At 72.2% G+C, this 12,001-nt stretch carries 11 protein-coding genes and 1 tRNA gene; 7 read left to right on the forward strand and 5 right to left on the reverse strand.

The genetic code is table 11. The features are described 5' to 3' along the window. Nucleotides 1–39: 39 nt before the first annotated feature. On the reverse strand, nucleotides 40–663 hold the full coding sequence (locus tag ASG96_RS08370; protein ID WP_082591692.1) for an NUDIX hydrolase: 624 nt from the start codon (nucleotides 661–663) through the stop codon (nucleotides 40–42). Further along, on the reverse strand, nucleotides 660–2,543 hold the full coding sequence (locus ASG96_RS08375; protein WP_082591693.1) for a zinc-dependent metalloprotease: 1,884 nt from the start codon (nucleotides 2,541–2,543) through the stop codon (nucleotides 660–662). Before ASG96_RS08375 ends, ASG96_RS08370 begins: the two co-directional genes overlap by 4 nt. A 143-nt stretch (nucleotides 2,544–2,686) precedes the next feature. Between ASG96_RS08375 and ASG96_RS08380 the strand changes: the two genes are divergently transcribed. Further along, nucleotides 2,687–3,136 (forward strand): molybdenum cofactor biosynthesis protein MoaE, encoded by a 450-nt coding sequence (locus ASG96_RS08380; protein ID WP_056753216.1) that lies wholly within the window; start codon nucleotides 2,687–2,689, stop codon nucleotides 3,134–3,136. A 14-nt stretch (nucleotides 3,137–3,150) separates the two neighbouring features. Next, on the forward strand, nucleotides 3,151–4,269 hold the full coding sequence (locus tag ASG96_RS08385; RefSeq protein ID WP_235509111.1) for a PDZ domain-containing protein: 1,119 nt from the start codon (nucleotides 3,151–3,153) through the stop codon (nucleotides 4,267–4,269). A gap of 48 nt (nucleotides 4,270–4,317) precedes the next feature. On the opposite strand, the gene ASG96_RS08390 is transcribed toward ASG96_RS08385, so the two are convergent. Then, complete coding sequence (locus tag ASG96_RS08390; protein WP_082588521.1) at nucleotides 4,318–4,848, reverse strand: PPA1309 family protein; 531 nt, start codon at nucleotides 4,846–4,848, stop codon at nucleotides 4,318–4,320. 259 nt (nucleotides 4,849–5,107) lie between these two features. On the opposite strand from ASG96_RS08390, the gene ASG96_RS08395 reads away from it, so the two are divergent. The 3 genes from ASG96_RS08395 (at nucleotide 5,108) to ASG96_RS08405 (ending at nucleotide 8,990) form a co-directional block, all read left to right on the forward strand. Beyond that, nucleotides 5,108–8,119 carry a UPF0182 family protein gene (locus tag ASG96_RS08395; protein ID WP_057587717.1) on the forward strand — a complete coding sequence of 1,004 codons (3,012 nt, stop codon included), beginning with the start codon at nucleotides 5,108–5,110 and terminating at the stop codon, nucleotides 8,117–8,119. 144 nt (nucleotides 8,120–8,263) lie between these two features. After that, nucleotides 8,264–8,337 (forward strand) — tRNA-Met (locus ASG96_RS08400). A gap of 146 nt (nucleotides 8,338–8,483) precedes the next feature. Then, entirely contained in the window at nucleotides 8,484–8,990 is a 507-nt protein-coding gene (locus ASG96_RS08405) for a hypothetical protein (protein ID WP_056753224.1), read from the forward strand. Nucleotides 8,991–9,017: 27 nt separating this feature from the next. Here ASG96_RS08405 and ASG96_RS08410 read toward each other — a convergent pair whose 3' ends face one another. Next, a complete protein-coding gene (locus ASG96_RS08410; RefSeq protein ID WP_057587718.1) occupies nucleotides 9,018–9,578 on the reverse strand; it encodes a DUF1990 family protein in 561 nt (186 codons plus the stop codon). Nucleotides 9,579–9,650: 72 nt separating this feature from the next. Here ASG96_RS08410 and ASG96_RS08415 point away from each other — a divergent pair, with 72 nt between their 5' ends. Together ASG96_RS08415 and ASG96_RS08420 are read left to right on the forward strand one after the other, a co-directional pair. Continuing rightward, nucleotides 9,651–9,920: a hypothetical protein gene (locus tag ASG96_RS08415; protein ID WP_057587719.1), complete on the forward strand. Its 270-nt coding sequence runs from the start codon at nucleotides 9,651–9,653 to the stop codon at nucleotides 9,918–9,920. 162 nt (nucleotides 9,921–10,082) lie between these two features. Then, the gene (locus ASG96_RS08420) at nucleotides 10,083–10,982 is read left to right on the forward strand and encodes an NADP-dependent oxidoreductase (protein ID WP_057587720.1); all 900 of its coding nucleotides are present in this window, start codon (nucleotides 10,083–10,085) and stop codon (nucleotides 10,980–10,982) included. 34 nt (nucleotides 10,983–11,016) lie between these two features. On the opposite strand, the gene ASG96_RS24135 is transcribed toward ASG96_RS08420, so the two are convergent. Then, on the reverse strand, nucleotides 11,017–12,001 hold a 985-nt coding region (locus tag ASG96_RS24135; RefSeq protein ID WP_235509112.1), incomplete at its 5' end, for an aminotransferase class V-fold PLP-dependent enzyme.

The following is a 12,001-nucleotide window of genomic DNA, read 5'->3' on the forward strand; positions in this document are numbered from 1 at the left end:
ACGTATGCCGTCACGCGCTGCTCCGCACCGGTCGCGGAGTCAGCGTCGCCGCAGCCTCAGACCGGCGTCGACGAGCGGCCGCAGGTCCTCGCGCGTGCCCTCGGGCAGGGCGTCCACAGGCCACCACCTCACGTCGATGGACTCGGTGCTCACGGTCGACTCGGCGGACCGCGGAGTCGTGGCCGCGAAGCGGATGTCGAGGTGCTCGCGGCACGCGCCAAAATCTCCAGAAAGAATGTGGCGATCGAGCTGGGCGATCTCCGGAAACGCCGAGATGTCGGCAATGCCCGACTCCTCACGCGCCTCACGAGTGGCCGCGTGCCACACCGAGGCGTCGCCGGGCTCGAAGTGGCCGCCGAACTGGAACCACGCGCGCGCCCGACGGTGGAGGGTCAGCAGGGCCGACCCGCCGTCCTCGTCGAGCACGATGACGCTGCCTGTGAGGTGGGCCGGTGGGCCGGCCTTGCTCATGGCGTCGGGGTGGGTGTGCAGGTGGTCGAGGAACTCCCGGCGCAGCTGCTCCTGCTGCTCGTCGGGGGGATCCCACGACTCCAGCCGCTCGAGGGCGTCGGCCTGCAGTCGGCGCCAAGCGGCAGCATCGGGTCCCTGCAGGGGCCCACGCGGGCCGGTCGGCACGGCAGGGGCGGAGGGCGCCCCGGTCACCGCTGGGGGCCTGCGTCGCCGTCGGTGTCCTCGCCGTCCTCGGTGTCCTCGCCGTCCTCGGTGTTCTCGGCGTCGTGGGTGTCGGGCTGCTCGCCGCGGGAGCCCGCGTCGCCGGCGGTCGTGCCCGGCGTCGTGCCCGGCGTCGTGCCGCGCTCGCGGTCGGCATCCTCGAGGATGCCCTGGAGCACGGAGTCGAGGTCTGCGCCCAGCCCATCACCCAGCCCCTCGGCGCCTTCGGGCAGCGCGCTCGTGGGGGTCGTGCCGGTCGCCCGCTCGACGAAACCGATCGGGTCGTCGAGGTCGGCCGACGTGGGTGCGAGGTCCGGGTGGGCCCAGCGGCCGTCGCGCAGGGTCGCGCCCCCGGCGCTCTCGAGTGCGGCCCAGAGGTTCGCCGCGTCGCGCAGACGTCGCGGGCGCAGCTCGAGCCCGACGAGACCGGCGAAGGTCTTCTGCGCCGCCCCGCCCACACGGCGACGGCGGATCGTCTCGGCCAGGGCCGCCGACAGGGGCAGGTGCCGCGAGGTCGTGCGGTCGGTGACGTGGTCGACCCAGCCCTCGGCCAGGGCGAGGAGGGTCTCGAGACGGTCGAGCGCGGCACGCTGGGCCGGCGTCGGCTGCGGGCGGAAGAGGTTGCCCTGCAGCGCCGTGCGCAGCGCCTCGGGGTCCGACGGGTCGATGGTCGACAGGGCCGACTCGATGGCGTCGGTGTCGATGGTGATGTTGCGGGCGTAGTCGGAGACGGCCGACAACAGCTGCGGTCCGAGCCACGGCACCTCGGAGAAGAGGCGGACGCGAGCCGCCTCACGGACCGCGAGGTAGAGCCGCACCTGCGCGATGTCGATCTCGAGCGACTCGGCGAGCTCGGCGACGTTGCCCGGAAGGAGTGCGATGACACCCGGCTCTGTCAGCGGGAGGCCGACCTCCGTGCCGGTCACCACCTCGGTGGCGAGCGTGCCGACGGCCTGGCCGAGCTGGGCCGAGAACATCTGGCGGCTGAGGTTGCCGAGCATCGGCGCCCACTGCTCGATCATCTGCCGCGGGTCGAAGCCCTCCGGAAGGCCTTCGGGGAGCGCCTCGCCGAACGCCTCGGGCCCGAGCTCGCCGACCTGCTTGCGCATGGCGTCGGACGTCGCGGCCGTGACGCCGTCCGAGACCGGCTCGATGAGCTCGAACCAGCGCGGCATCGTCGCCTCGACCCACTCGGCGCGGCTCAGGCCGGTCGCCCGCCAGGCGGGGGAGGCGAGGGTGGTCTGCTCGTCGAGCCAGAGGGTCGCGACCGCGACGGCGTCGGCGACCGCGCGGGCCGCCGCCTCGTCGTGCACGTCGTTGCCCTGGGCAGCCATCACGTGCCGGCGGGCGACCTCGGTCGCCAGGTCGCGTGATCCCGTCGGCGACTCCTGGGCGGCCATGAAGGTGCCGAGCTGGGCCCGCATCGCGGCCTGAGTCGCGGGGTCGCGCGGGTCGACACCCATGCTCTTCATCGCCTCGGCGAGCTCGGGGTTGTCGGCGGCCTCGCCGAGCACCTTCTCGAGCATCGCGCCGAGGTCCGAGGGGTCCATGCCCCCGAGGTCGGGCAGGCCCGGGAAGCCCTCGCCGAACCCGCTGCCGAACCCGACCGGGCCGGAGCCGGAGCCGGGCGAGCCGCCTCCGGGGCGGTTCAGCGGCAGACCGAAGGGGGAGTCGCCGGGCGCACGGCCCGGCTCCGCCGGACCGACCTCGTCGTCGGACGCGGCCTGCTGAGCGGAGTCGGCCTGCTGAGCGGAGTCGGCCTGCTGAGCGGGGTCGCCCTGCCCCTCGGCGGGCTCGCCGCCAGGCACCTCACCGGACACGTCGTCCTTGTCGCTGTGGTTGTCGTCACCGCGTCCACGGTCGTCGGCCATGCCTGCTCATCCCCACTCGAACGGATCTCGTGCCGGCCGTCTGGCCGTACACCAAGACAACCACGGATCGACCACGTTGGTTCCCGACCCCGGCGCGCGGTTGCGTGACGCGGGTGCCCGCGCGGCGGCATACGATTGCGGGCGTGACGGTCACCCTTGCCGAGATCCGTGAGACACCTCTGTCGGTCGACGAGGTGCTCACGAGCGTCTCCTCTCCCCGGGCCGGCGGCGTGTGTCTCTTCGTCGGCACGGTCCGCGACCACGACGGGCCCGCGCGTGTCGCGGCCGGCGAGGGGGCCGACCAGACCGTGGCGGCGCTCGACTACTCGGCACACCCGCAGGCGGCCGAGTCGGCGCGGGCGCTCGCCGAGCGGCTCGCAGCCGACGGGCGCTCCGTGCGCCTCGCCGTGGTCCACCGCGTGGGCCATCTCGAGGTCGGTGACATCGCCGTCGTCGTCGGCGTCAGCGCCGAGCACCGCGGGGAGGCGTTCGACGTCTGCCGCGAGCTCATCGACGAGTTCAAGGCGACCATCCCGATCTGGAAGCACCAGCAGTTCGCCGACGGCGCCGACGAGTGGGTCGGGCTCCCGTGAGGACGATCAGGCGCGTGCCGGAGCAGCCCGCCGGCACCGACCTGCCGACGCGTGCCGAGGTGCTCGAGGGTGAGGACAGCGGCAGGCTGACGCGCGGCAACAAGGCGGTCCTGGCCGCCTTCTTCTTCTTCCTCGTCATCATGGTGGTGGGGTCGGTCGTGCACCTGCCCTACGCCGTCATGAGCCCCGGCCCGACGCAGGACACCCTCGGCACCTCGGGCGCGAACGACAAGCCGATCATCTCGATCTCGGGCCTGCCGACCTACCCGACGGACGGCGCGCTGCGGTTCACCACGGTGCGCGTCGAGGGCGGCCCGGGCTATCCCGTCGACGCATGGGACATCCTGCAGGCGTGGGTCGACCCCGCCCGCGACGTCTTCCCGGTCGACGACGTCTTCGACCCGCAGGTCACCCAGGAGCAGGTGGCCGAGGAGAACGCCATCCAGATGGAAGGCTCGCAGGAGGAGGCGACGGCCGTCGCGCTGCGCGCCATCGGCCAGGACGTGCCGACCCACGTCGCCATCGCCGGCATCACCGACACGTCCAAGGCGAAGGGTCTGCTCAAGGTCGGCGACCGGCTCGAGCGCATCGACGGCGAGCCGGTGACGACGACGCAGGTGCTGCGCGACGCGCTCCAGAAGAAGAAGCCGGGCGAGAGCGTGTCCCTGGCGCTCACGCGCGCTGGCAAGGAGCAGACGGTCGACGTGCCCACCGTCGAGGGTCAGGGCGGCCGCACCGCTCTCGGCGTCCTGCTCGGGCTCGACCACGACTTCCCCGCCAAGGTGACCATCGACGCAGGAGCGATCGGTGGCCCCTCCGCAGGGCTGATGTTCTCCCTCGGCATCTACGACAAGCTGACGCCCGGCCCGCTGGCCGCGGGACACCAGGTCGCCGGCACCGGCACCATCGACGACCAGGGCCGGGTCGGCCCGATCGGCGGCATCCGGCAGAAGCTCGCGGGTGCCCGATCCGACGGCGCCACGTCCTTCCTCGCCCCGGCCGACAACTGCGACGAGGTCGTCGGGCACGTGCCCGACGGGCTCGACGTCTTCAAGGTGGGCACGTTCGACGAGGCCCGGACGGCGGTCGAGGCCATCGCCAAGGGCCAGACGGGCTCGCTGCCGCGCTGCTGACGCGGGCGACGCCGACCGGCGCCGACTCACGCCGACCGGCGCTGGTGCTCAGTCCTCGAAGGTGGCCTTGAGGGCCTCGACGAGCCCGGGGGCGATGTCCTTGCCCGTCGCGACGGCGTCGTCCGAGTCGTGGTCGCGCTGGCGCAGCAGGCAGATCGACGTGCCGTCGCGCAGGACGGCCACGACGAGCCGGACGTCCTTGCGGTCCGGGTGGGCCGCGAGGTGGTCGACCGCGTCGTCGCCCCGCGAGGGCAGCTCGCGCTCGGCCTCCGGCGGTACGACCATTCGCTCGATGGCGAAGGCGCAGCCGTCCACCTCGTCGGGCCAGGCGAGCCGACCGAGCAGTGTCTCGAGCGAGCTCGTCGTGGGCAGGCCCTCCTGCTCGATGGCCGTCAGGGCCCCGTCGGCGAGGTCCGAGGGCCCCATCTGGTCGCGCAGCTGGGGCTCGCGCTCGAGCAGGTCGGCCGTGCGCACGAGTGCGAAGAGCCGGGCGGGCTGGTCCCACCCGGAGGCCGCGACGTGGCGCTCGGTGTCGAGGGCGGCGATGGCGAGGGGGTCGATGACGGGCTGCGCGTTCACGCCCCCATGCTGCCGTATGCCGTCCGGTGACCGGCGCGGGCTCGGGCGTACACCGGCTCGCTCCCTTCGTGCTGACAACGCCCGCGGCCGGCCCGCCTGGCCACCCGGCCTGACATCGCGCGGTCTCGTGCGGGTCACGTTGCGGTATCACGCGGCAGGTGCCGCAAGGCCGCGGGTTATGGTTGCCGCAGGCGGCCGAAGGAGGCTGCCCACGGGTCCGCCCGACCACCTGCCCGCCCCAGCACCCAAGGCACTCCACGTGAGCGACAGCAACTTCGGCCCCCCGCCGGGCAACTTCAACGACGACGACTCGGGCCAGCCCCGACGCCCCGACGCGGCCACGCTGCCGCCGACCCGACGCCCGCTCGTCACGTCACTCGTCGTGGCGGCCGCGCTGCTCGTGGTCATCGCCATCGCGGCCCAGTTCTGGACCGAGGTGCTGTGGTACCAGTCGGTCGGCTTCGCGGGCGTCTTCAGCACCCAGATCGTCACGAAGGTCCTGCTGGGCCTCGTCGGTGGCCTGCTGACGGCGGCGATGGTGTGGTCGAGCATCCACTTCGCCTTCCGAAACCGCCCGATCTACGCCCCGTCGCCCGACACGCAGGCCATGGAGCACTACCGCCAGCTCGTCGAGCCGATGCGGCGCACGGCCACGATCGCGGCGCCGCTCGCGATCGGGCTCTTCGCCGGCCTGTCGGCGGCGACGCAGTGGGACACCTTCCTGCTGTGGCGCAACGGCAGCCCGTTCGGCACCACCGACCCCGAGTTCGGCCTCGACATCGGCTTCTTCGTCTTCGACCTGCCGTGGATCAACTTCGTCGTCGCGTTCCTGACGATGATCCTCGTCATCGGCTTCATCACGGCCGCGTTCACGCACTACCTCTACGGCGGCATCGTGGCCGGCACCAAGATGCGCTCGACGCAGGCGGCCCGCGTGCACCTCTCGGTCATCGCAGCCGCCCTCGTCCTCGTGCGCGCCATCGCCTTCTGGGTCGACCGCTACAACCTCGCGACGGCCCAGTCGACGAAGATCACCGGCATCCAGTACACCGAGTCGCACGCGATCATCCCGACGAAGGGCATCCTCGCGCTCGCCGCCGTCATGTGCGCGATCATGTTCCTCACGACGATCTGGACGCGTTCGTGGCGCCTGCCGCTCGTCGGCGTCGCGGTGCTCGCGGTCATCGTCGTCGCGGTCGGTGGCATCTACCCGGCCCTCGTGCAGTCGCTCAAGGTGCGTCCGTCGGAGAAGTCCCTCGAGGTGCCCTACATCCAGCGCAACATCGACGCGACACGCGCCGCCTACGGCTTCGACCAGATCATGGTCGACTCCTACGACACGAAGACCGTCGCCACCCAGAACGCCCTTCGTGACGACGCGGCCACGGTGCCCGGCATCCGCCTCATCGACCCCAACGTCGTCAGCCCCACCTTCAAGCAGCTCGAGGCGAGCAAGGGCTACTACCAGTTCGCCGACGTGCTCGACGTCGACCGCTACCAGCTCGAGGGCAAGTCCCAGGACACCGTCATCGCCGCGCGCGAGCTCGACCTCAACGGCGTGCCCGACGGGCAGCGCAACTGGCTCAACGACCACACCGTCTACACCCACGGCTACGGCGTCGTCGCGGCCAAGGGCAACACGCGGGAACCTGACGGTCGTCCGACCTTCATCGAGTCGCAGATCGGCACCGAGGGTGCGCTCGGAAAGTACGAGCCGCGCATCTACTTCGGCGAGAACTCGCCCGAGTACTCCATCGTCGGCGGCAACAAGCAGGAGTTCGACTACCCGGACCCCCAGGGCACCGGGCAGATCAACTACACCTACGCCGGCGTGGGTGGCGTGCAGCTCGACGCCGTCAAGCGGCTCGCGTATGCCGTGAAGTACCGCGAGATCAACTTCCTCCTCTCCGACGCGGTGACCAACGACTCGCGCGTCCTCGACCACCGCACACCTCGTGAGCGCGTCCAGCGCGTCGCGCCGTGGCTGACGCTCGACGGCAACGCCTACCCCGCCGTCGTCGACGGTCGGGTGCAGTGGATCCTCGACGGCTACACGACCTCGGCGAACTACCCGTACTCGCAGACGACGACGCTCGACACGGTGACGGAGGATGCCGTCACGAGCACCCGCACGTCGGTGCGGGCCGTGCAGGCCGGCCAGGTCAACTACGTGCGCAACTCCGTCAAGGCGACCGTGGATGCCTACGACGGCACGGTCACGCTCTACCAGTGGGACGAGCAGGACCCCGTGCTCAAGGCGTGGATGTCGATCTTCCCGGGCACGGTCAAGCCGCTCAGCGACATCAAGGGCTCGCTCATGGAGCACCTGCGCTACCCCGAGGACCTCTTCAAGGTCCAGCGCACGCTCCTGTCGAAGTACCACGACCAGGATGCGGCGTCCTTCTACGGCGGCCAGAACTTCTGGCGCGTGCCCGAGGACCCGACGCAGCCGGCCGAGAACCTACCCCAGCCGCCCTACTACCTCTCGCTCGCGATGCCCGACCAGTCGAGCCCGGCGTTCTCGTTGACCTCGACCTTCATGCCGACCGGTGACCGCAACGTCCTCTCGGGCTTCCTCGCGGTCGACGGCGACGCCGGGAACCAGGACGGCAAGAAGTCGCCCAACTACGGCAAGCTGCGGCTGCTCGAGACGACGGGAGGCTCGGTCAACGGGCCGGGTCTCGTCTACAACGACATGCGGACCTCGTCCGTCACCTCGAACGACGCCTCCCTCGGCCGACAGCTGACACTGGCGCAGTTCATCTCGACGACCTCGTCGACGGGCGCCAGCGTCATCTTCGGCAACCAGCTGACCCTCCCGGTCGGTGGGGGACTGCTCTACGTCCAGCCGATCTACGTCCAGGCCCGTTCGACCGGCTCGGGCACCTACCCGCGCCTCTCGGCCGTCGCCGTCGCCTTCGGCGACAAGATCGCCTGGGCCGGGTCGCTCGACGCAGCGCTCAACGACCTCTTCGGCGGTTCGTCGGGTGCGCAGGCCGGTGACAACGGCACGACTCCCACGCCGACCCCGACGCCCACGCCGGGCAGCACCGCGACGCCCACCCCGTCGCCGTCGTCGACGCCGGGCAGCCCCGACGCGGCGGCGCTGTCCAAGGCGCTCAAGGACGCACAGGCGGCCTACGTCGAGGGCGAGGCCGCCCTGAAGCGCGGCGACTTCGCCGCCTACGGCCAGGCACAGGCGAAGCTCAAGGAGGCCCTGACGCGCGCGGTGGAGGCATCGCCGCAGTCGGTGCCGAAGGCGACGCCCTGACGATCCGTCATCGAGCACGACCTGTGGCAGCACGCGAATCGCGTGCTGCCACAGGTCGTTCCGGGCCCGGTCAGCTCGGTTTCGAGCCGGACGCCGCCTCGATTTGGTCCTGCGGGAGGTTTCGCGTAACGTTGCTCTTGCCGACGCGGGGTGGAGCAGCTCGGTAGCTCGCCGGGCTCATAACCCGGAGGTCGCAGGTTCAAATCCTGCCCCCGCTACTGATCGCGTCAGCGATACGAAGGGCCCCAGAGAGATCTGGGGCCCTTCGTCGTTCGCGGGTGCGGTGCACTGGCGCGCCACAGCGCGTCGCGGGAGGCTGGCCCCGAGGCGCCGCGAGCAGGCGGCGCGCCGTTGAGGGGGGAACGTGGCGGACGAGACGGCCAGGGAGCGGGCCACGCGACTCATCGCCCGAGGCAACCCGGCGGGACTGCTCTACGGTGCGATCATCACGGGCGCCGTCATGAGCGCCACCGCGAACCACGTGCCCTCCGCGGCCCGTGTCGTCGTCGCGTCCGTCTTCGTGCTCATCGTGTACTGGCTCGCCGACGTCTACGTGCGGGCCTTCGCCGACCAGTTCAACCACGGTCGGTCACCGTTGCCGCGACGGATGGCCGCCGCGATCCGGCACGAGTCTCGCGTGCTCATGGGCGGGGTGCCGGCCATCGTGGTCGTCCTCGTCGCGTCCCTGCTCGGCGCCGAGACCGCGCTCGCGGTCGACCTCGCCCTGTGGCTCACCGTCATCGAGCTCGGTGCGGTCGGCTACCTCGGGGCCCGCTCCGCCGGCTCGAGCCCGCGCACGGCCTTCAGGGAGTCGCTCGCAGCAGCCCTGCTCGGCATCGTCATGGTCGTGTCCAAGACGTTCCTGCACTGAGTTCCGCGCGCACGAGGTGCGCGGCCCTCAGGTGGCGCGTCGGACGAGCGACGCGAGCGACCGCAGGTAGCGGCCGGTGATGCCGCGCTGGGCCCTGCGCCCGACCGGGCCGCTCAACCGTGCCAGGGCGCCGGCGGGTCGCCAGAACGCTCGCACGGTGAAGGTGACTGCCCCGTCGTCGCCGATCGACACGACGAACGACTCCTCGCCGTTCTCGGGATGACCGGGAAGCGTGCCGTAGGCGAAGCCTCGCCGACGCGGTCCCTCGAGGACGTCGACGACGCGTACGGGCGCCCGGAGGGACAGCGGCCCCGGGCCGACGCGCAGGTCGGCGACGACCGCGGGCAGGACGAGCGGACTCGACGGGAGCACGCGTACGCCCGCCCCACGCTGGACGGCCCAGCCGAGCAACGCCTCCGTGGCGCGCTCGAGGTCGTCGGCGCCCTGCCCGACCACGGCGCGTCGACGCAGGTGCCGGTAGCCGGCCGGCAGGGCTCCCTTGCGCAGGGTCGCGCCGACCTCCGGGTAGGTGAGCCCCGCGAGCGCGAGCTCGGCGAGGCGCTCACCGGTGAGCAGAGGCGCGTCCATGCGCCCAGCATGCCGGATCGTCGCGTCCGCGCCCCGGCACCTGCGTCTCCGAGGGCGGCCCGCGCGTCGCCCGTGCACACCGCACCGCACAATGAGCGCGTCCTGCTGACGATCACGACGACCGCGACGGAGACGACGGTGGCGAACGACCTCGGTTACCTGCTGCACAAGCACCCCGACCGCGTGCAGTCCTTCGACCTCCCGGTGGGCACGGCGCACGTCTTCTACCCGGAGTCGGGTGAGCAGCGTTGCACGGCAGCGCTGCTGCTCGAGGTCGACCCCATCGGCATCGGCGTCGACCTGGGCGAGCTGGTCGTGCATCCGCGTCAGGTCTGGCCGTAGAAGACCTGACGCCCATCCGGCGCCCATTCGACGCCGACGCGACGGGCGACCTGACGCGGACCCGACGGTGACCACGGAGCGGACGCGGCGGCATACGCCGGCCCCTCTCGTCGTTGTCTCGATGACGCCACCCACCGGGCGGCCCGGGCACCAGGAGAGAGCATGAAGGCCATCGTCATCGACCGGTTCGGCGGACCCGAGGAGCTGCACGAGGCCGAGCTGCCCGACCCGCAGCCCAGGCCGGGTCAGGTCCGGGTGCGCGTCGAGGCCGTCGGGGTCAACCCCGCGGACGGCAAGGCCCGCAGCGGACTCATGGCAGCACCTGACACGACGTTCCCGCTCGTGCCCGGGCTCGAGGCCGCCGGGGTCGTCGACGCGGTGGGCGAGGGCGTCACCGATGTCGCCGTCGGCGATCGGGTCGTCGGGTTCGCGGAGGGTGGCGCCTACGCCGAGCTCGCCGTGCTGAGCACGTATGCCGCCTTGCCCGACTCGCTCGACGCCACCGTCGCCGTGTCCCTCCCCGTCGCGGGCGAGACGGCCCGACGGGTCCTGCGCCTGCTCGACGTGCGGCCCGGTGAGACGCTGCTCGTGCACGGGGCGAGCGGCGCAGTGGGCGCGGTCGCGACGCAGCTCGCGGTCGCAGGCGGTGCCACCGTCATCGGCACGGCCTCGGCCGCCAACCAGGACCGGGTGGCGGCGCTCGGCGCCACGCCCACCACGTACGGCGAGGGCTGGCTCGAGCGCGTCCGCGCCCTCGCGCCCACGGGCGTGGACGCCGTGCTGGACGCCAGCGGGGCCGGCGTCCTCGACGGATCCGTCGAGCTGCTCGGCGGCGCCGACCGGCTCGTGACCATCGCCGACCCGGCGGCCTTCACCCGGAACATCACCTTCAGCGGCACGTCGGAGCGCTCGGCGGAGGAGCTCGCCGACCTGGTGGCCCGACGGGCGTCCGGTGAGGTCACGACGACGATCTCGCGCGTCCTGCCGCTCGCCGAGGCGGCCGCGGCGCAGCAGCTGAGCGACAGCGGGCGGGCCGGCGGCAAGCTGGTGCTCGTGCCCTGACGAGCAGACCTGCGACGACCCGGTCGCCGACCGCTCAGCGGGAGAGGCTGCGGACCGGCAGCTCGAACCACCGCAGGTGGTCGAAGTCGACGTTGACGTGCGCCTCGTCGCAGCGCTCCGGCGTGGCGGCGGCGAGGATCGCGCGCGCGTCGGCAAGGTGTCCGGCCAGCGCGTCCTCGCCGGCGCGCTCGAGCTGGGCGGGGTAGGTGAGGTGACCCTGGTCGAAGCTCACCTGGTGCAGCCGCAGCGGCGGCTCGACCGGGCCGTCCTGGTGGCGCCAGAGTCCCGTCGCGGGCTCGAAGTCGTAGTCGCCGAGCAGGCGCCAGCCGTCGCGGGCCACGAGGCGGACCGCCTCGATGACGTAGTCGGCGACGACGTCGGAGATGAAGTAGTTGAAGTTGACCCGCACCCAGCCGGGCTTGATGCCCTCGCAGCCGCGACCGATCTCGCGCTCGAACTCGTGCGACCGCTCGAGGTCGATGCCGAGCAGGTAGTGGCCGTAGGGACCGGCGCACGAGCAGCCGCCGCGGGCCTGGATGCCGAAGAGGTCGTTGAGCACGGCCACGACGAAGTTGTGGTGCAGATAGCGCTCACCCTGCGCGTGGACGACGAACGAGACGATCGACAGTCGCTCGGCCTCGAGGTTGCCGAGGATCTGGATGGCGGGCTCGTCGCGCCAGGCCGTGACCGCGCGCTGGAGGAAGTGGTCCTCGCGGGCGCGGATGGTCTCGACGCCGACGGCCTCCTTGAGCTTGAAGACGAGCCCGGCACGGATGGCCTCGATGATGGCGGGGGTGCCGCCCTCCTCGCGGTGCGCGGGGTCGGTGAGGTAGTCGTGGGCGTCGGGGTTGACGTAGGCGACGGTGCCCCCGCCCGGCACGTCGGGCACCCGGTTGGTCATGAGCTCGCGGCGCACGACGAGGACGCCGGGCGTGCTCGGGCCGCCGATGAACTTGTGCGGGCTGAGGAAGACGGCGTCCTTGTATGCCGTGGGGGCGGCCACGCCGCGACCGCCGCGG

Source organism: Terrabacter sp. Soil810 (genome assembly GCF_001429645.1).
Classification (GTDB): Bacteria; Actinomycetota; Actinomycetes; order Actinomycetales; family Dermatophilaceae; genus Terrabacter.